General features: G+C 61.2%; 17 protein-coding genes. 9 read left to right on the forward strand and 8 right to left on the reverse strand.

All coding sequences use genetic code 11. The annotated features are described in order from the left end of the window. Window positions 1-9 precede the first annotated feature (9 nt). The 6 genes from MWL89_RS12745 to recN form a co-directional block, all read right to left on the reverse strand. Complete coding sequence (locus MWL89_RS12745; protein ID WP_102379722.1) at window positions 10-756, reverse strand: energy-coupling factor transporter transmembrane component T family protein; 747 nt, start codon at window positions 754-756, stop codon at window positions 10-12. Continuing rightward, on the reverse strand, window positions 756-1,610 hold the full coding sequence (locus tag MWL89_RS12750) for an energy-coupling factor ABC transporter ATP-binding protein (RefSeq protein WP_102379723.1): 855 nt from the start codon (window positions 1,608-1,610) through the stop codon (window positions 756-758). The genes MWL89_RS12745 and MWL89_RS12750 overlap by 1 nt, the downstream gene beginning before the upstream one ends. Next, a complete protein-coding gene (locus MWL89_RS12755) occupies window positions 1,607-2,467 on the reverse strand; it encodes an energy-coupling factor ABC transporter ATP-binding protein (RefSeq protein WP_244386448.1) in 861 nt (286 codons plus the stop codon). Before MWL89_RS12755 ends, MWL89_RS12750 begins: the two co-directional genes overlap by 4 nt. Window positions 2,468-2,504: 37 nt before the next feature. Next, window positions 2,505-3,125 (reverse strand): tryptophan transporter, encoded by a 621-nt coding sequence (locus MWL89_RS12760; protein WP_102379725.1) that lies wholly within the window; start codon window positions 3,123-3,125, stop codon window positions 2,505-2,507. A 682-nt stretch (window positions 3,126-3,807) separates the two neighbouring features. Next, window positions 3,808-4,281 (reverse strand): MarR family winged helix-turn-helix transcriptional regulator, encoded by a 474-nt coding sequence (locus MWL89_RS12765; RefSeq protein WP_244386449.1) that lies wholly within the window; start codon window positions 4,279-4,281, stop codon window positions 3,808-3,810. A 320-nt stretch (window positions 4,282-4,601) separates the two neighbouring features. Continuing rightward, window positions 4,602-6,320: a DNA repair protein RecN gene (gene recN / locus MWL89_RS12770; protein ID WP_244386451.1), complete on the reverse strand. Its 1,719-nt coding sequence runs from the start codon at window positions 6,318-6,320 to the stop codon at window positions 4,602-4,604. 225 nt (window positions 6,321-6,545) lie between these two features. Here recN and MWL89_RS12775 point away from each other — a divergent pair, with 225 nt between their 5' ends. Further along, window positions 6,546-6,947 carry a YbaN family protein gene (locus MWL89_RS12775; protein WP_244386454.1) on the forward strand — a complete coding sequence of 134 codons (402 nt, stop codon included), beginning with the start codon at window positions 6,546-6,548 and terminating at the stop codon, window positions 6,945-6,947. 119 nt (window positions 6,948-7,066) lie between these two features. On the opposite strand, the gene MWL89_RS12780 is transcribed toward MWL89_RS12775, so the two are convergent. Beyond that, window positions 7,067-7,894: a MerR family transcriptional regulator gene (locus MWL89_RS12780; protein ID WP_244386456.1), complete on the reverse strand. Its 828-nt coding sequence runs from the start codon at window positions 7,892-7,894 to the stop codon at window positions 7,067-7,069. A gap of 206 nt (window positions 7,895-8,100) precedes the next feature. On the opposite strand from MWL89_RS12780, the gene MWL89_RS12785 reads away from it, so the two are divergent. The 3 genes from MWL89_RS12785 to MWL89_RS12795 are packed head-to-tail and all read left to right on the forward strand — an operon-like array spanning window position 8,101 to window position 10,540. Further along, complete coding sequence (locus tag MWL89_RS12785; protein WP_244386459.1) at window positions 8,101-8,964, forward strand: MerR family transcriptional regulator; 864 nt, start codon at window positions 8,101-8,103, stop codon at window positions 8,962-8,964. Further along, on the forward strand, window positions 8,961-9,827 hold the full coding sequence (locus MWL89_RS12790; protein WP_244386461.1) for an ABC transporter ATP-binding protein: 867 nt from the start codon (window positions 8,961-8,963) through the stop codon (window positions 9,825-9,827). The genes MWL89_RS12785 and MWL89_RS12790 overlap by 4 nt, the downstream gene beginning before the upstream one ends. Then, window positions 9,824-10,540: an ABC transporter permease gene (locus MWL89_RS12795; protein WP_244386463.1), complete on the forward strand. Its 717-nt coding sequence runs from the start codon at window positions 9,824-9,826 to the stop codon at window positions 10,538-10,540. The genes MWL89_RS12790 and MWL89_RS12795 overlap by 4 nt, the downstream gene beginning before the upstream one ends. A gap of 103 nt (window positions 10,541-10,643) precedes the next feature. On the opposite strand, the gene MWL89_RS12800 is transcribed toward MWL89_RS12795, so the two are convergent. Then, entirely contained in the window at window positions 10,644-12,080 is a 1,437-nt protein-coding gene (locus MWL89_RS12800) for a helix-turn-helix transcriptional regulator (protein WP_244386465.1), read from the reverse strand. A gap of 231 nt (window positions 12,081-12,311) precedes the next feature. Between MWL89_RS12800 and MWL89_RS12805 the strand changes: the two genes are divergently transcribed. The 5 genes from MWL89_RS12805 to MWL89_RS12825 are packed head-to-tail and all read left to right on the forward strand — an operon-like array spanning window position 12,312 to window position 17,347. Then, a complete protein-coding gene (locus tag MWL89_RS12805; RefSeq protein ID WP_244386467.1) occupies window positions 12,312-14,225 on the forward strand; it encodes an FAD-dependent oxidoreductase in 1,914 nt (637 codons plus the stop codon). Between the two features lie 28 nt (window positions 14,226-14,253). Beyond that, the gene (locus tag MWL89_RS12810) at window positions 14,254-15,300 is read left to right on the forward strand and encodes an FAD:protein FMN transferase (protein ID WP_244386469.1); all 1,047 of its coding nucleotides are present in this window, start codon (window positions 14,254-14,256) and stop codon (window positions 15,298-15,300) included. A gap of 35 nt (window positions 15,301-15,335) precedes the next feature. After that, complete coding sequence (locus tag MWL89_RS12815) at window positions 15,336-15,887, forward strand: NusG domain II-containing protein (protein WP_244386471.1); 552 nt, start codon at window positions 15,336-15,338, stop codon at window positions 15,885-15,887. A 23-nt stretch (window positions 15,888-15,910) separates the two neighbouring features. Next, window positions 15,911-16,510, forward strand: coding sequence for a Gx transporter family protein (locus MWL89_RS12820; protein WP_244386473.1), 600 nt, complete (start codon window positions 15,911-15,913; stop codon window positions 16,508-16,510). Window positions 16,511-16,528: 18 nt separating this feature from the next. Continuing rightward, window positions 16,529-17,347 (forward strand): energy-coupling factor transporter transmembrane component T family protein, encoded by an 819-nt coding sequence (locus tag MWL89_RS12825; RefSeq protein WP_244386474.1) that lies wholly within the window; start codon window positions 16,529-16,531, stop codon window positions 17,345-17,347. The last annotated feature ends 369 nt before the right edge of the window (window positions 17,348-17,716 follow it).

Raw genomic sequence — 17,716 nt, forward strand, 5'->3', positions numbered from 1 at the left:
CGGCAACCACTATACCAGCACGGCGAGCACCACCAATACCACGATAACCGCCAGCGCTCCTCCGTCGATCATTCCGAACGGGTATTCCTTGCTGCCTGACGAGCGGTCGCGCAGGTAGAACCCGCGCACCTCGGCTGCCATCGCCGCCTGCTCGGTTCGACCCACCGAGGTGATGAGCAAAGGGGCGCACAGGGGCAGCACGAGCCTGAGCTTGCGGATGGGGTTCTTCGTATCGAAGTCGACGCCGCGCGCCGTCTGCGATTCGATGATGGACGACATCTCGTCAGTGAACACCGGAATGAACTTGAGCGCCGTCGTAACGGTGAATGCGTACTTGTACGGCAGGTGCAGCACCTTCACGAGCGCGTTCGAAAGGTCGCTCATCTGGGTGAGCGCCAGCATGAGCGCAAGCGGCATCGTCGCATCGATCAGGCGCAGCACCACAAGCGTCGCGATGCGCAGGCCTTCGTCGGTCACGAACAAGAACACCGGCGTGCCCGCGCGGATGAACAGCACCTGCAAGACGAAGAGGAAGATGCAAATCTTCACCAGGCCGAACAGCAGCGAGAACGTCTTTTTGCGAATGCCGCCAACAAGCCCGATGCACACGTTGAACGCAAGTAAGACAAGTAGGTACACGAAACTGTCGCTCAGAAACGCCGCGATGCAAACGGCGAGCGCAAGCGCGATCTTCGCGATGGGATTCAGTCGGTGCAGCACCGTCGAACCTGCGGAGTAATCAAGCAATCCGGCCATTACGAAACCCTTCTTCCCTTGAATCCAGCTGCCTTGAGCACCTGGAGCATTTCGTACGATGAGGCGACATGGGCGAATGCCCTGCCGTTTTCGGGCTCCTCGGAAAGCCGAAGCGACAGTTCGATCATCTGGGGCGGAACAAGCGACGACTCCCGCATGACCGAAGCATCCCGAAACACCGTCTCAGGCGCACCGTCGGCTACGAGGCGGCCTGCCGCCATGGCGAGCACGCGGCCTGCGAAGTCGAACACGAGCTCCATGTCGTGCGACACCATAACAACGGTCGTGCCCGCATGGTTGAGCTTCTTGATGCGGTTCATGATGTGCATGCATTCGCGGTAGTCGAGGCCGGTCGTGGGCTCGTCGAGGATCAGCACCTCGGGTTCGCACACCACGACCGAAGCGAGGGCGAGCAGTTGACGCTCGCCCCGCGAGAGCATGAACGGCGCCGCCTGCCCGTCGAATCCGAAATCTTCAATGGCCTCCTCGACACGTGCAGCAACTTCGCCCTCGGAAAGATCGCGCAGGCGCAAGCCGAACGCGAGCTCTTCGTATACCGTATTCTGGCAGATCTGCCTATCGGGATCTTGAAACAGCATACCCACCGTGCGCGCGACGGCGCTCGTCTTAAGCTCGGTCGTCGGCGCACCGCAGACGAGCACCGATCCTTCCGTTGGCTTCAAAAGGCCGTTCATGAGCTTGGACGTGGTGGTTTTTCCCGCACCGTTGCTTCCGATAAGGGCGACGAACTCGCCTTCTCGAATCGAGAACGAAAGGCCCGAAACCACCGAATTGCCATCGGCCTGCGCTTCGTATGCGTAGCTCACCTGGTTGAATTCGAGTACTGTTTTCATGCGACAATCCCCTCGATCATACCTTTCGCTTCGTCGACGTCGACTGCGAACCGATCGATACCGTAACCCTCTTCGTGCAACAGCAGCGAAAGCGTGGTGACCCGCGGCACGTTCACGCCGATCGCCAGCAGCTCGGCGGCGTTACGCAGAACCGCACGCGTTTCGTCGCAGTAACGCAGCGTTCCGCCGGCAAGCACCGCAAGGCGTTTCGTGAACTCGGCAAGCAGCCCGATTTTCTGCTCGACCACGACGACGGTGATCCCATGATGCTCGTTCAGCTCGCGCAGGAGTTCGAATATCTGCCGCGAACTGGCAGGATCGAGCGCCCCAGTCGGCTCGTCGAGCAGGAGAACCCGCGGCTTGAGCGCGAGCACCGCCGCAACGGCCACCTTCTGCTTCTGGCCGCCCGAAAGCGACGAGATGGCGCGGTTGCGCAGGTCGGATATACCCACACTCGCGAGCGCCTCGGCGAGCCGCGGCTCGATCTCGGTCTTGGAAACGCCGAAATTCTCGAGTCCGAACAGAATCTCGTCCTCGACCACCGACGCCACCATCTGCGCGTCGATATCCTGAAACACCGTCGCGGCGATGCGCGAGAGATCGGTCAGGCTCGTCTCGAACGTATCGTTGCCCCCAAGCGACACCGACCCGAAGAAATCGCCCTTGCAGTAGTGGGGAATGATCCCGTTCATGCTGTACACAAGCGTCGATTTGCCCGCACCCGACGGGCCGATGATACCGAGGAAATCGCCTTCGTGCACGGCAAGGTCGATCGATTCGAGAGCGGGCTTGCTCGCACCCTCGTAGGTGAAACTCGCCTTTTCGATGGCGATGATGGGCTGGTGCTCCGCAGCCATGTCGTTCATCCTTCCAGTCTGCCGTTTCCCGATGCGCCTAGGCGATCGCCTTCACGGGTGCTTCCTTCTTGAGCACCTTCGCGAGCGGTACGTAGAGCGCTTGGACGATCACGCAGTTGATGAGCGCGGTGCACAGCACGATGGGCACGTAGGCGACCAAGCTCGAGGCATCGGCACCGAGAAACAGAAACAGGCAGATGGTGAATGCGCCGCCCGAAACGACGGTTGCAACGAACGTGCTCACGATGGTCTGCAGGTTCGCCCGCCCGATCTTCATCGGGATGCGAATAAGCGCCGCCATGGCGACCGCCCCGAGAAATTCGGAGATGAAGTTGATGTAGGGCGTCCCCGGCAGCAGCTGGCACACCGCGCCCGCAATGAGGCCGATGATGGCCGCCTGCCCCAAATTGGGGCGAACGAGCAGAATTGCCAAGCAGTACATGGCGATGATGAAGTTCGGTTTCATGCCGAAGAAATTGACAAAGCTGCCGACCGTCATCTTGAGCACGGCGCCCGCAGCAAGTAGCACCGCCACGAGGATGAGCGCCGAAATGTCGAAGCCCTTCTTCTGCTCGGCATCGAGGCTCCGCTTGCGGGCGGTTGCCGCCTTGCCCGATGCTGCTTCCGTTGCGATTTCGCGCTTGATCTGATCTGCCATGTTCCTCAGTCCTTTCCTGCGGGTCGCCCCGCGTCCTTTGCCCGTCGCCGGGCGTTTCATTCGGCCGGCACGAACTCGGATGAGGATTTCGGCAGATCAAAAAAGATGCACGCTCCGGCAGAACCCCATACGGGTTTCGCCGGCATTCGCGTGGCCGCAGCAACAAAAAAGACCTGTCCTTCGAGAAAAGGACAGGTCTTGTACCTGCGGTGCCACCTTTTTTGACTCTAAATCGAGCCCTCTCACGAAAATGCCAACACATTTTCTGCCCTTAACGCAGGCTCACGGTCCAGATACTCGGGTTGCGAACAGCCCTTTCCCCTTTCCCTCGGCGAACCATTTACCATCCAGCTTCCTACGGGATTCCCAGCAACGCCCGCTCTCTGTGAGTGCTCATGATGGCTTGACTCTCGCCTCATCGGTTTGAGGTATTCAGTTGTGAGGGTACTATAGCACATACCCCCGCGATGCTGTCAACGGTTTTTTCACAGCGCGACACATCGCAGCGCATATGCCTTTTGCGTGCGCCCAACATTGTCGGTCGTAAAACACGGTTTTTCCAACGATTCCGTGTCTTTTGGCCGACAACGGGCGCACCGTTTCGCAGAAGAATGCGGCGCGATGCGCTATACCATACAACAAGGCCGTCTGACCAGGCCGTACGTCGTAGACCGGCGGCAAGCTACTTCAGCTTGAGCCCGTCGCAGATCATGGTGTCGAGGTTTTCATTGAGCTTGCTCATGACCTTCGATACGTTTGCGACTTCCTTCTCGCCGATGTTTTGGAACAGCAGCTCAAGAAACTTGTCTTCCGCTTCATGGTGCTTTTTGCAGAACTCATGGCCCTTCTTTGTGGCCGTCACGCGGATCTTGCGCGCGTCGCTCGAGTCGGACAGAAGCTTCACGTAGCCCTTCTCCTGAAGCTTCAAAGCCATCTGCTTGATGTTCTGGTGCGAGCTCCCCTCGCATTCGGCGAGCTGGCCGAGCGTCGGAGGCTCTTCGAACGTCCCGATCGACGCGATAAGGGTGCACTGGCGGCCGGTCAACTCACGAAACGTCATACGATCGATGGTTCCGAGCTTGTTGCCGAAACCGACAAGCATCCTCAGCATAAGGTAATCGGGGCTGTGCTCAGATACGTGGTCGCTATCCTTCATGATACTCCTTTGAGGTCTCTAATGGTAAGTCATTACGTCACTGATTGGTATCATAATACATGTAGCGACCTGCGACAAGAACTTTTTCTCAGTTCATAACGTATATATAATCTTTTACCTTACATACGTCGAGAATTGTACGGGTGAAAACTCAGGTTTTGAGCACGCGCACAAGAAAAAGGCATCTGACCTCACCAAAGAACGGGAGATGCTCGTACGGCGCATCCCCATGCGAGACGAGCGTGCCGAAGGCGACCCGGAAGCGTGACCGCCCGGGCGTTTTCGGCTCCGCTCCCGCAACGAACGGTGGAACCAAGCGGTTAGCGCCGATCCCCTCGCGCAAGCATTTCCGCAGCATGGGCAAGCGAGGTTTCCGAAGCGTCGCCCGACAGCATGCGGGCCACTTCGGCAACGCGGGCCTCGCCCTCAAGCGAGACGAGCACGGTTTCGGGAACGGATAGCCCGCCCGAAGAGCCATCGGATGCACCCTGCCCGCCGGTATCTCGATCCCCGGATTGCCCCTCGACTCGGGGGATGGGGGCTCCCGCATCGCCCTGCTTTGCAACCAGATAATGCGCATCTCCCATTACGGCAACCTGCGGCAAATGCGTAACGACGATAACCTGGTGGGTTTTCGCAAGATCGGCGAGCACCGCAGCGAGCGCTACGGCCGTGGCGCCGCCCACCCCGGCGTCCACTTCGTCGAACACGAGCGTTTCGACTTCGTCGGTTTCGCCGAGCACGACCTTGATCGCAAGCATGACGCGGCTCACTTCGCCCCCCGATGCAATCCGCGCGAGCGGACGCGCGGCAAGACCCTCGGCCGGCCTGAAGAGAAATTCGAAACGAGAGGGGCCCGTCTTGGTCCATTGCCCGCGCGCTTGGCGCTCGAGGGAGCACTCGATCGATGCTCCGCCCATTTCCAAGCGAGCCATCTGCCGCGATACCGCCTGGGCGAATCGGGGTGCAGCCTCTCGACGAGCCTCGTCGAGCGCATTCGCAGCTTCGGCGAGCTCGCTTTCGGCTTTCTCCGCCTCGGCGCGCGCACGGCGCACCCGCTCTGCGGAATCGTCGACGAGCGATACGAGATCCGCCGCTTCGTCGCGTCGGGCGAGCACGTCTTCGATGCGCGGGCCGAAAGCGCGCATGAGTCCCTGCAACGCACCCATGCGATCCTGGTTCTCAGCCAGCGTATCGGGGTCGTACTCTATCGAATCGCGATAGGCGAGCGCCTCGCGCGCAACGTCTTCGAGCACATAGGTCGCCTCACGCAGGCTTGCAGCTTGGGCGCCGAACTGATCGTCGACCGCACTCATGGAATCAAGCGCTGCAGCAGCAGCGCTCACGGCGTCAATGGCACCCGACTCCCCCGCCAAAGCGGCATGCGCCGTATCGGCAGCGCGCGCAAGCGACTCGGCGTGCTCCGCTTTCGCGAGCGTGTTCGCGAGCTCTTCGTATTCGCCTTCGACGGGGTTGATTTCGTCGATCCGCTGCAGCACGAACCGGGCTTCGTCCAACTTCGCCGACGAAGCCTGCCCCGCCTCTTCGACTCGTTCGAGCTCTGCGGCTGCCGCCTGAGCTTTCGAGAACGCCTCACGATAGGCGGCCAAAGCCGCACCGATCGATTCGGCAGCCCATGCGTCGAGCATGCCCACGTGCGTCTGCTGCCTGAGCAGACGCTGGTGCTCGTGCTGGCCGCAAAGATCAACCGTCGAGCCGACGCGCGATGCAAGTTCCCCGACGCTCGCAAGCGATCCGTCGATCGACACGCGAGAGCGGCCGTCGGAACCGACCTTGCGGGAGACCACCGTACCGTCGAGATCGTCGCCGCAGAACAGCCTGCCTTCGACGAGCAGCGAGGACGAGCCTTCGCGCACGTACCCCGCATCGGCGCGCTCTCCGCAGAGGAGCTTCAACGCAGAGAGCAGAGCCGTCTTCCCCGCACCCGTTTCGCCGGTCAAGACCGTTAGGCCGCGAGCCGGTACTAGATGCGCCTCCCGTATCAACGCGACGTTTTGCACATGTATCTCGTCGATCATCGCACGACTCCTCCCTATCCAATCAACGCGGCGATATGCATCGCGTCCTAAAACATCATCGAGCGGCCAGGGGTTGCCCTGCGCGTTCGCTCGCCTGTGGTTTTCCGATATATGGGAGTTTAGCAGGATGGAGCCTTATCCGGGGTTTCCCCGATGAGAATTCACGCGGCATTTGCTATACTCGATGCTCCGACAGGCTTGCATCAGCCCCGACGAAAGGGACCCATGAAGCGCTACCTACTCCTCGTTTGCGCCTGGATCGCCTGCATAGCCGGTTTCATCGGCGTGTTCGTTCCCGTTCTGCCAACCACCCCGTTTCTGCTTCTGGCAACGTTTCTGTTCGCCAAATCGTCCCCGCGCTGCCATGCCTGGATCATGTCGACCGGCGTTTACAGAAAGTACGTGATCCCCTTCAAGGAGAACGGGGGCATCCCCGCATCCGTCAAAGTGCGTATCCTCGCCGTTTCGTACGTGCTCATGGGAATCAGCGCCTTTCTCGTGCAGCGCTGGTACATCTGGCTCGTGCTCGGCCTCGTGGCGCTGTGGCTTCTGTACCTCATGTGCGTGAGGATCCCCACCACCTCGCTCGAGCAGCTCGAGCTCTCGAGGCAGGAGGAGGCGGACTAGGCCGCAGAATCAAACGCGTGATCCGACCAGAACGGCCCTGGAACCCCTTTCGGTTCCAGGGCCGTTTCAGCGCCCGCACAGAGCGGCAAGGCACCATCCGTCCACGACCGCCCGTGCGGCTACGAGCAGTACGCAAGAACCGCCTCGCGGAGAAACTCAGCCGCGCCGGGGGCCATCGCCTCGTAGTATTTCCTGAACCGCTCGTCGGCGACGTACATCTCCACCATGCCCTTATGGGCCGCAGGCGAATACTGCCCGTCCTTCCAGAACGCGATGAGCCACTGGCGATGCAGATCGGCGGCGCGTTGTGCCTGCTCGCCTGCGGGATCGCCTTCCGCCATGCCCGCGATGAGCGCTTCGCGCATGGCGGCCTCGATACCTTGGACCGCCTGATACTGTTCTTCGCTCATCCCCATCACCTTCGCATTGCTCGCGTCGACGGCCTCATCGCCATAAGCCGCCCTCGCTTCTGTTCCGTACTGCCGCTCGTTGTCCTCCACGAGCTTCTTTTTGAATCCTTCGAATTTTTCCGTATCGTTCATAACCAGCATTCCTTTCTTGTTCGCAATCGTTTTCTCCACGTTTGCGATCAGCACGTTCGTTCTTTCACGCTGCTCGATGAGGCGGGCAAGGTGTCCCTCGAGCGCCCGCTCGGCGCAAAACAAGCTGCCGTCGAGCACCTGGCTGATCTCGGAGAGCCCCATGCCGACTTCTCGGTACAGGAGTATCTGCTGCAATCGATCGACTTCGGCTGCCCCGTACACCCGATAGTTGTTTTCAGCGCGTTGGGGCTTCAAGAGCCCGATGGCGTCGTAATGGTGCAGCGTGCGCACGCTCACGCCCGAAAGCTCGGCGAGCTCGTGCACCGAATACCTCGCATTGCGATCATGCGCAGCTCCCGCGGCGTTCGCCTCGCCACCTCGGGGCCCGCTTTGCCTCATCGCCATGTGGCTCCTCTCGTTTCCCGCCTATCGATTCTCATGTTTCAGCACGGAGCGCCTGCAGGCTTTTCGATCGTATCCCCATGCTGCAAGCAAGCATAAACTATGACGTAACGTAAGAGTCAATACCTTTTCGGAAACCTCTTGTTCGTTACGTAGCGTCATGTAATAAGCTTGCCCGTACAGCACGTAAACGCGATGCGAGGATGCCCATGATCGATTCGATGTACACCGTTGGCGAGCTTGCCGACAAAATGAAAGTCTCCGTACGAACCCTGCAATACTACGATCGGCAGGGCCTGCTCAAGCCTTCCGCGTACTCGGAAGGAGGTCGGCGCCTCTACGGCCCGAAAGATGCCGTAAGGCTGCAGCACATTCTTTCGCTCAAGTTCATCGGGCTTTCGCTCGACGAAATAAAGCAGCAGCTCTCGGCAGAGTCCGATGCAGCACATGCTCGCCAGCTTCTCGATCGTCAGATCGCGATCACCGAAATGCAGATAGCGCGGCTGAAGGAAGCCCTCGTCACGCTGAAATTCGTGGCCGAAGAGATCGGAGGCGAATCGGAGATCGATTTCGAGCGAGTCGCCGATGCGATTTTCGCCGTCCGCACCGTAGAGGAGCGCGATTGGCCCGCTCTCGACGAGTTCGGAAGCGAGCTCAAATCCCACATAGAGGCGCGGGCTGAACGCGACGAGCAGTTCATGCTCCGCCTTGCACAGCGTTTCGAAGCCGTTTCGAATCGCATGTACGAGCTGTCGCAGGCGGGAGCCGATCCCGCAGGCCCCGAAGGCCGAGCGGCGGCGCAGGCGATGTGGGCGATGATCGAGGACTTCACCGAAGGCGACATGGGCCTGCTTCCCCAACTCATGGAGTTCGGCCAAAGCAAAGAGAACTGGCCCGACGAAATGCGCGGACGGCAAGAGGCCATCGACGACTTCATGGGAAGATCGCTCTTTTCGTATCTCGAAGAGCAGGCGGCCGAACTCGACTTCGGGCAAGCCGGCGAAGACGAAGAGAGGCAGGCCGACCGCAAAGGCGCGCAACCGACGTCCGGGTCGAGGAAGGAAAACGCATGAATGCGATCGTGAACGTAAGGAACCTCACCAAAAGCTATGGCCTAAATCAGGTACTGAAAGGCGTATCGTTTCAGGTGGCGCGTGGCGAAGTGTTCGCGCTGCTCGGCGTGAACGGCGCGGGCAAGACGACGACGATCGAATGCATCGAGGGCCTGCGGTGCGCCGACGGGGGAACCGTCGAACTCGGCGGATCGCTCGGGGTGCAGCTGCAAGCCTCGAGCATCGTCGCCGAATGCACGGTCAAAGAGGCCGTATCGCTGTTCTGCCTCTGGAACAAGACGCCCACCGCGCCGACGCTCGCCCTATTCGACCTCGAGCAGCTGAAAAACAAGCGCTACGGATCGCTTTCGGTCGGCCAGAAGAAAAGGCTCCACGTAGCGCTCGCCCTCATCGGCGACCCCGACATCGTCGTACTCGACGAACCGACCGCAGGGCTCGACATCGAAGGTCGGCTACAGCTCCACGACGAGATCAGGGCCATGCGGGCGGCAGGCAAGACGGTGCTCCTCGCAAGCCACGATATGGCCGAAGTCGAAGAGCTCTGCGACACGCTCGCGATCCTGCGCGACGGCCGCATTGCGTTTTGCGGAACTCCGGCCGAGCTGAAAAGCGAAGTAGGCCGGATCGCCACCATCGCCGTGCGGGCCTCGGGCGAGGCTTTGCCGCGCCTCGTTCGAACGTGCAGCTACTGCGGGGAAGATGGCGGCTACAGCGTGTTTCGCGCAAGCAATCTTGGCGAAGCCCTGTTCGAGATCGCTTCGATCGCACGCACGCACGGACTCGAGATACTCGACGTTCGAACCGAACGCGCGAGCCTCGAGGAGCGATTCATGGAAATATCCAAGGGAGGAGATGCGGCATGAAGGCGTTCGCGTACGGGGTTTGGCTCCAGTGGAAAATAGATTTCAGGAAAAAAGACGTCCTCATGATGTACTACATCATGCCGCTCGCCTTCTTGCTGTTCATGGGCGGCATCTTCTCGTCGATCGACCCGGGCATGAAGGAGACGCTCGCCTATGCGATGACGGTGTTCGCCGTGTGCGCGGGAGCGTTCGTGGGCGTGCCGACGTCGATCGTCGGGTTCTTCGGAACCGATATGCGCAAGGCCTACCGGATCGGCGGCGTGCCCCCGTGGACGGCGGCTGCCAACGGGTTCGTCTCGGCATGCGCCCATCTGCTCGTCGTATCGTGCGTCATCGCCGCGCTCTCCCCGATCATCTTCGGAGCCGAGCCCGTCGCCGAAGCGCTGCCGTTTCTCGGCGTGGCACTCTGCTTCATGGCTGCCGCCGTTTCAATCGGGGTGTTTCTCGGGCTGCTGTTCAAAAGCCAAGCGAAGCTCTCGGTAGTCGCCATGATGCTCTTCCTCGTAAGCATCATGCTCTCGGGCATCATGCTGCCCGATCAGTTCCTCCCCGAAGCCATGCGCACGATCGGGGGCCTCCTCCCCTCGCGGTGGGCGTTCAATGCCTTCTCGGGCGAGAACGTGGTGCAAAACGTCTTGCTCATGGTAGGGTTGTTCGGGGTATTCGCGCTCGCAAGCGCCCTGCGCATAAAGGCGATCGGGCGCACGGAGTAGGGCGGTCGGGGGGCGCACCGCCGCATCGGTCTACTTCAGGGCAAGCTCTCTCAAAACCGCCCGCCCGTCGCGCTGCTCTGAACTCACGCAGCGCAGCCAAACCCTAACCTCTCACCTCGGTCTGTTCGACCCGATCCACCAGCTCCTGTTTGCTGTGCACGCCGAGCTTCGCATAGAGGTGCTTCACGTGGCCGCGCACCGTGTTCTCGGAGATGAAGAACGCTTCGGCGATATAGGTTTTGCTCCTGCCGCGCGCCATGAGCTCGAGGATCTCGTGCTCGCGGGGCGTGAGCTTCAGCTCCTTGGCGAGCGCCGTGCACCGAAGCGACAACATGTCGGCGGCCTTCTCTTCGTTGAGCGCCTCCTGCTGCGCGCCGAAGCGCTTAGCCGGCGTATCCTCGTCACCTTCGTCGTTCAACTCGGTGAAGATGAGGCGCTTGCCCGCCGACGACTCGTCGAAGAAGAGCAGCGTGACGATCACGAGCAGCCACACGATGGCCGCCATGGCCATCGACGCGTCGGGCGTGATCGCCTGGAGCGATTCGCCGAGGATATCGCCGAGCGAAAACGGCAGCGTGTAGGCGAGCCATCCGGCGGCGAACACCGTGATGGGCTGATACGAGCTGTGGCGCGCGATATCGGCGAGCGCGAGGAACAGGATGATGATCACGAACGTCTGCGCAACGCCGACGAACGTGAACAGGTAGCCGCTCAGCACGTCCTCAAGGTACGGCGTGAATATGAGGGCCGTGGCCATGAGCACGAGCACGAGGTTCCAGATGCGTCCGAACGAGAGGCCCCGCTTGAACGCCACGACCCACGCCAGCAACGCCAGCGCCACGACGATCTCGCCCGCATGCTTGGCGACAATGGCCACGACCCCGGTCGAAGCCAACTGCGCAAGCGGCATCGACTGGATAACACCCACCGTGAAGCTGTACACGGCGATACCGAATCCCACACGCCACAGCGACATGATGGTGCGGCTGTTGTAATAGCGGTACGGCTCGAGCGCAGGGCGTACCGACGCGGTCGAGCGGTACAACGTGACGTATGCAACGATCGGCATGCACACGAGCACCACCGTAGCGGGCACCGGGGGAAGCAGGTCGACGACGGTCTTCGCAAGCGACCCGAGCGCCATGGTCAGAAGCACGAGCGGGGCCGCGTAGTGGATATCGAGTTCGGCGTAGAACTCCGCCCACCGAGCGTAGGTCCACCCCACGCTCACGCCGCCGAGGACAGCTCCCAAAAACGTGGTCGACGCGCCCGAAAACGGCAAGGGAAAAGTCAAGAAGAACGCCGCGCACGCCATGCAGACCGCGGACGCAACGTCAACGCGGCGCTTCGTGCGCTCCGCAAGCGGCTTCGCGCGTTCGACGAAGACCATCGCCACGAGCGACACCGACAGCACCAGGTACATCACCGTCATAAGCGGCATGCCCTCGGCGGGGATCGCGCGATGCGTGGAGCAGTAGATCCATATGTGGATGCACATCAGCCCGAGATTGCACGGCTGTACCGTCTTGAAGAACCGCATGCTGCTCCCGCCTACGCCCGCATAAACAACATGCCCGATTGTACCATTTCGGCTTCCCCCGATCGATGCCGCCGAAAACGGCCCCATAAAGGCAATAAGACCCGTTTCGGGTGGCATGAAAACCGCATTCGACCCGTTTGGGGTTCTTATCGGATCCACCCTGCGTCCATACGATTGGCGTGCGGTGACAATCCGCCGCAAAACGAGGAAGAGAATCAATAAGGAGGTACGATGAAAACCGAACAGGGAACGGCGAACATGCCGAAACCGCACGGAAGCAAGAACAAAGCTACGCTCGCGCGCGTTTTCGCCCTCGCGCTCAGCATGATGCTGGTGTTCTCGGGCCTGATCGCCTGCAGCCCCAGCAGCAACGGGGGCAACGGCGGCAATAGCGGCTCGAACGAGGCCGCGTCCGAGCAGAGCTACACGCCCGGCACCTATACCGGTACCGGCACGGGCAATGGCGGCGACATCACCGTAGAAGTGACGTTCAGCGAAGACGCCATCACCGATATCAAGGTGGTCTCCCAATCGGAAACCGAAACCGTGGCAGCGGAAGCGCTTGAGACCATCCCCGCTTCCATAATCGAGTATCAGAGCCTCGGCGTCGACACGATGTCGGGCGCTACCATGTCGAGCCTCGGGCTCGTAGCCGCCATCACCGACTGCGTCGAGCAGGCAGGCGGCAACGTGAGCCAGCTCAAGAAGGTTCCCGCACAAGAGAAGTCGACCGAGACGGTCGAAAAAGAAGCCGACGCCATCGTGGTCGGCGGCGGCGGTGCGGGCATGGCCGCCGCCATCCGCCTGCAGGAGCTCGGCAAGAACGTCATCTTGGTCGAGAAAACCTACCGCCTCGGCGGATCGATCTCCGTGAGCGGCGGCAACCAGGTTGTCACGGGCAGCAAGCTTCAGGCCGAAGCGGGCGTCACCGATGACAGCGCCGAATCGATGGTCGAGGACTTCCAGAAGAACGGCGAGGACATCTGCGTGCCCGAGCTCATCGAGCTCTACGCGAACAACGTCGGCGAAACCACCGACTGGATCCACGAGTACGCCGGCGTCGAGTACAACATGGAAGGCGGCCTGCACGACCTGGCCGAGTACTCCCACGATCGCGAGCTCGCCTACGCGGGCGGCGGCGCGGGCGCTACCGAATCGCTTCGCCAGGCCGTGAAGGATTCCGGAGCCGACGTGCTGCTCGACACGACCGCCGAGAGTCTCATCGAAGAGAACGGCAAGGTCGTGGGCGTGAACGCCGCCGGCAAAGACGGCACCACGTACGTTCTCAAAGCCGATTCCGTCGTGCTCGCCACGGGCGGCTACGGCAACAGCGACGAATACCTGACCGAGGAGCTTCAGAACTCGCTCTACTACGGCCTCATGGGATCCACCGGCGACGGCCTCACCATGGCGACCGCCGAGGGCATCGATGCCGATACGCGCCTCATGGAATACGCCAAGCTCTATCCCAACGGCGCTGAGGTTTCCCCGGGCCGTGCCAAGTCCACGATCGACGGCAACCTGCTCGTATGGCCGATGAGCACGATCCTCGTGAACGCCGAGGGCGAGCGCGTCGTGAACGAGAAGGCATCCAACCACGAAATCCTCGAAGTCGAACTCGAGCAGACCGATTCGATGCTCTACCTCTTGATGGACCAAGAGAACTTCGACGTATGGAGCACCAAGCTCAAGGATACCGGCTTCAACACGCAGGCCGTCGAGGGCTACCTTGAGGCCAACGGTTCCACCACCCCCATCTTCGCGCACGGCGATACGATCGAAGAGCTCGCCGGCGTGCTCGGCATGGATCCTGCAACGCTCCAGGCCACGGTCGACGCCTACAACGCGGGCGTCGATGCGGGAACCGACGAGTTCGGACGGACGGGCGAGTATCTCCAGATGAAGATCGGCGAAGGCCCCTACTACCTCGTCGAGCAGAAGCCGCGCTACGCCACCACCATGGGCGGTCTCGTAGTGAACGATTCGCTGCAGGTCATGAACAAGAGCGGCGAACCCATCGAGGGTCTGTACGCTTCGGGCGAAGTCGTCGGCGGCGTTATGGGATCGAACTCCCCCTCCGGCGCGAACAACGGCTGGGCACTCACTTCCGGCAAGCTTGCCGCCGAAGCCATCGCAGAGAACTAGAAACACCCGAGTGAGCCGAGGTGCACCGATGCTAACCCGCAGAAACTTCATCTCGCTTGCTGCTCTCGCCACCCTTGGGGCGGGCCTCGTACCCGCGCTCGGCGGCTGCACCTCAGCGGCCGCCAGCGCGGCGGGACTCGCCCCCGCAGACGGGAAAGCACATTCTTGCAACGAAGCCGCTACGCTCGACGTCTTTCTGTTCGATACGCTGGTGAGCATCGAGGCGTATTGCCCCGAAAGCCTGCTCGGCCAGGTAGAGAAGCGGCTCATCTACTTCGAGAACATCTTTTCGAAAACGGTCGCCGGAAGCGATGTCGACCTCATCAACAACGCCGCAGGCGATCCGGTTGCCGTGCACCCTGAAACGGCCGACATCATCGCGCGGGCGCTCTCCTACAGCGAGGAGTCAAACGGGCTGTTCGACATCACCATCGGCGGCGTTGTGGCGTTGTGGGATTTCAAAGCGGGCATCGTGCCCGAAGAGCAGGCGCTCGCCGAAGCGCTCGCTCACGTGGACTACCGCGCCGTCGATCTCGACGGCGAGACGGTACGCGTATGCGACCCCCTTGCGCGAATCGATCTCGGCGGCATCGCCAAAGGCTACATCGCCGACGACATAGCGCGGATGCTGCGGGAGAACGGCTGTGAAAGCGCGCTCGTCAACTTGGGCGGAAACACCTATGCGCTCGGACGACGACCCGATGGGTCGGTCTGGAACGTTGGCCTGCAGGATCCCAACGAGGCGCGGGGAACCGCATTCGCCGCTGTTCCCGTTACCGACAAATCAGTGGTGGCAAGCGGCATCAACGAACGCAGCTTCGTGCAGGACGGCCGAACGTACCACCATCTGCTCGACCCTGCAACCGGCATGCCCGCCGACAACGGCCTCGCAAGCGTCACCATCGTGAGCGCATCCTCGCTCGACGGCGACGCGTGCACAACGACCGCGTTCTTGCTCGGCGCCGAGGCCGGCATGGCATTCATCGAATCGCACGACGGGCTCGAGGCGCTGTTCATCGAAACCGGAGGAACCGCAAGCGCCTCGTCGGGAATGGTGACGGAGCAAACCCGATGAGCATCGATCCCGCAAACGAGAGAAAGGAAGCCGCAATGGCCGCACCCGACACCAGCATGCGCACCGCACCCGCAGACTCGTCCGTCGCCGAAAACAGCGCCGCATCTCCTTATGCATCCGGCATCGGCGGGCAACCCGCATCAGCAGCCCCGCCCGTAGCCGAGAGCGGTGCAGAAAAGCTCGATGCATCCGTCGTCGCAAGAAGACAATCGCATCGCAGCCTGCTGTTCGTTGCGGGGCTCCTCGTCATTGCGATCGCCGCGTGGGGCTGCATGCAAATCGCATTCGCAGCCAACGCCGACGACCGAATAGCCGTCATTACCGACAGCGAGGGGGCTACGCAGCGAATCCCCCTCAGCGAAAACGGCAGCTACCCCGTCGAGACCGCCCTCGGCACGAACGTCGTAGCCGTCGAGAACGGCGAGGTGCATATGGATTCAGCCGACTGCCCCGGTCACGACTGCATCAACCAAGGCGCCATCGGCAGCGCAGGCGAGATCATCGTGTGCCTGCCCCACAAGCTCATCGTAAGCATCGAGGGCGGCACCGACGAAGGCGCATCGACGATCGACACCGTGGCAAGCTAGCCGCCGTACATTGGGAGGAAATCATGAGCGGAAAAACGAAACAACTGGCCTACATCGCCCTCTTCGCAGCACTTACCCTGGTGCTCGGATACCTTGAAGCGACAATACCCGTCCCCATAGCGATTCCCGGAGTGAAGCTCGGCCTCGCCAACATAGCGGTGCTCATTGCGCTCTATCTGATGGGACCCCGCTGGGCGTTTGCCGTCATGCTCCTCAAAGTAGGCGTGACCTCCCTTATAATCGGCGCTCCTTCGATGGCGGTATACAGCCTTGCGGGAAGTGCGCTCGCGTATCTCGGCATGTACGCAGCGTGGCGTTTCGGCAGGCTTTCGCTTGTCGCCGTCAGCGTGATCGCAGCGCTGCTGCACAACATGGGCCAGCTTTGCGTTGCCGTAGCGATCATGCAGACGCCCGCGCTCTTCGTCAACCTGCCCGCCATGGTGATCGCCGCCTGCATTACGGGTATTGCAACGGGGACGATCGCATTCGGAGTGCTGAGAGCGCTTCCCCCCTTGCAGGCAACCGCTAGCGGCCGCAGCAAGACCGCACCCGGCGATCGCAGCAAAACAGCCGATCGACTGGCAAATCGACACGCTGCTGCAATCGCCGCGAAACGCTCATAGGTTCGCAGGAGGCAAGCCATGAGCGCGAACATCACCATCGGACAGTACGTAGCGGGCACAAGCATCGTTCACCGCACCGACGCGCGCGTTAAGCTCGTTCTCGTCATCGCGTATGCGGTCGCGCTGTTCCTCTCGACCGGTTGGATCGGCATCTGCATCTGCGGCGCGCTCGGCGCCCTTGGCTACGTCGCCGCGAACATCCCGGCAAAGCTCGCCGTACGGAGCCTCAAGCCGGTCCTGTTCATTCTGCTGTTCACGGTGGCGCTCAACGCCTTCACTTTCAACGCCGGATCGGGCGACGGAGCGCCTGCGAGCACAGGAACCATCGCGCTTGCTGGAACGTTCGGCATCAGCCTTCAGGGCGTCGAGAACGGTGTTTTCTTCGCGCTGCGCATCGTGTTCCTTATTGCCGCAACTTCGCTTCTCACCTACACGACCCCGCTTATCGATATCGTCGATGCGGTCCGCTCGCTTTTGCGTCCGCTCACCCGCCTCAAGGTGCCCGTTGAAGACGTGGCCGTCGTATGCGCATTGACGATCCGATTCATTCCCTCGACCGTCGAGGAAGCAGAGCGCATCATGAAGGCGCAAAGGGCACGGGGGCTGCGCTTCGACGAAGGATGCCTGCTCACGCGGGCCAAAGCTTGGGTGCCGATCATCACGCCGCTGTTCATCAACCTGTTCAGGCGCGCTGATACGCTCGCCTGCGCCATGGATGCCCGCTGCTACACCGGTGCCGCACGCACGCACCTTAGCATCGCGCGGATGAGGCGGAGCGATTCGCTCGCCGGAGCCCTCGGAGTCGCACTGCTTGCCTGCGTCGCGGTGTTTCTGTAAAGGCACGCTTACGGCTTGCCCAGACGCATTCGCTGGTTGCCACGATACACGCGGCTCGATCACAAGATGCAAGATAGGTATCGGCAAGCATGGCAGATGCCGCAGAATAAACCTTTGCCGATCCGAGCTTCCCATCCAGGCCTCACGTTTCGCAACACGCGGAACGTGGCACAAAATTGGAGGTATGGCAATTTGATAATCTGCTACATACCTAGTTTTTGAATGCTTGCCAAAAAAACTCCTGGTCAGAAAAAATCTTCCATGCACTTTACTAATTAGTAATATACTATATTTTGCCATACCTCGAAATTTATGCCAGATTTCAGCAACGCGCGACTGGAGCACCGCCTCCGACGGGGCAGATGTGCC

This window comes from Raoultibacter timonensis, assembly GCF_022845715.1.
GTDB lineage: Bacteria > Actinomycetota > Coriobacteriia > Coriobacteriales > Eggerthellaceae > Raoultibacter > Raoultibacter timonensis.

Coding starts and splice junctions, on each gene's coding strand:
- MWL89_RS12745 (WP_102379722.1), bottom strand. CDS start 756: ATGGCCGGATTGCTTGATTACTCCGCAGGTTCGACGGTGCTGCACCGA.
- MWL89_RS12750 (WP_102379723.1), bottom strand. CDS start 1,610: ATGAAAACAGTACTCGAATTCAACCAGGTGAGCTACGCATACGAAGCG.
- MWL89_RS12755 (WP_244386448.1), bottom strand. CDS start 2,467: ATGGCTGCGGAGCACCAGCCCATCATCGCCATCGAAAAGGCGAGTTTC.
- MWL89_RS12760 (WP_102379725.1), bottom strand. CDS start 3,125: ATGGCAGATCAGATCAAGCGCGAAATCGCAACGGAAGCAGCATCGGGC.
- MWL89_RS12765 (WP_244386449.1), bottom strand. CDS start 4,281: ATGAAGGATAGCGACCACGTATCTGAGCACAGCCCCGATTACCTTATG.
- recN (WP_244386451.1), bottom strand. CDS start 6,320: ATGATCGACGAGATACATGTGCAAAACGTCGCGTTGATACGGGAGGCG.
- MWL89_RS12775 (WP_244386454.1), top strand. CDS start 6,546: ATGAAGCGCTACCTACTCCTCGTTTGCGCCTGGATCGCCTGCATAGCC.
- MWL89_RS12780 (WP_244386456.1), bottom strand. CDS start 7,894: ATGGCGATGAGGCAAAGCGGGCCCCGAGGTGGCGAGGCGAACGCCGCG.
- MWL89_RS12785 (WP_244386459.1), top strand. CDS start 8,101: ATGATCGATTCGATGTACACCGTTGGCGAGCTTGCCGACAAAATGAAA.
- MWL89_RS12790 (WP_244386461.1), top strand. CDS start 8,961: ATGAATGCGATCGTGAACGTAAGGAACCTCACCAAAAGCTATGGCCTA.
- MWL89_RS12795 (WP_244386463.1), top strand. CDS start 9,824: ATGAAGGCGTTCGCGTACGGGGTTTGGCTCCAGTGGAAAATAGATTTC.
- MWL89_RS12800 (WP_244386465.1), bottom strand. CDS start 12,080: ATGCGGTTCTTCAAGACGGTACAGCCGTGCAATCTCGGGCTGATGTGC.
- MWL89_RS12805 (WP_244386467.1), top strand. CDS start 12,312: ATGAAAACCGAACAGGGAACGGCGAACATGCCGAAACCGCACGGAAGC.
- MWL89_RS12810 (WP_244386469.1), top strand. CDS start 14,254: ATGCTAACCCGCAGAAACTTCATCTCGCTTGCTGCTCTCGCCACCCTT.
- MWL89_RS12815 (WP_244386471.1), top strand. CDS start 15,336: ATGGCCGCACCCGACACCAGCATGCGCACCGCACCCGCAGACTCGTCC.
- MWL89_RS12820 (WP_244386473.1), top strand. CDS start 15,911: ATGAGCGGAAAAACGAAACAACTGGCCTACATCGCCCTCTTCGCAGCA.
- MWL89_RS12825 (WP_244386474.1), top strand. CDS start 16,529: ATGAGCGCGAACATCACCATCGGACAGTACGTAGCGGGCACAAGCATC.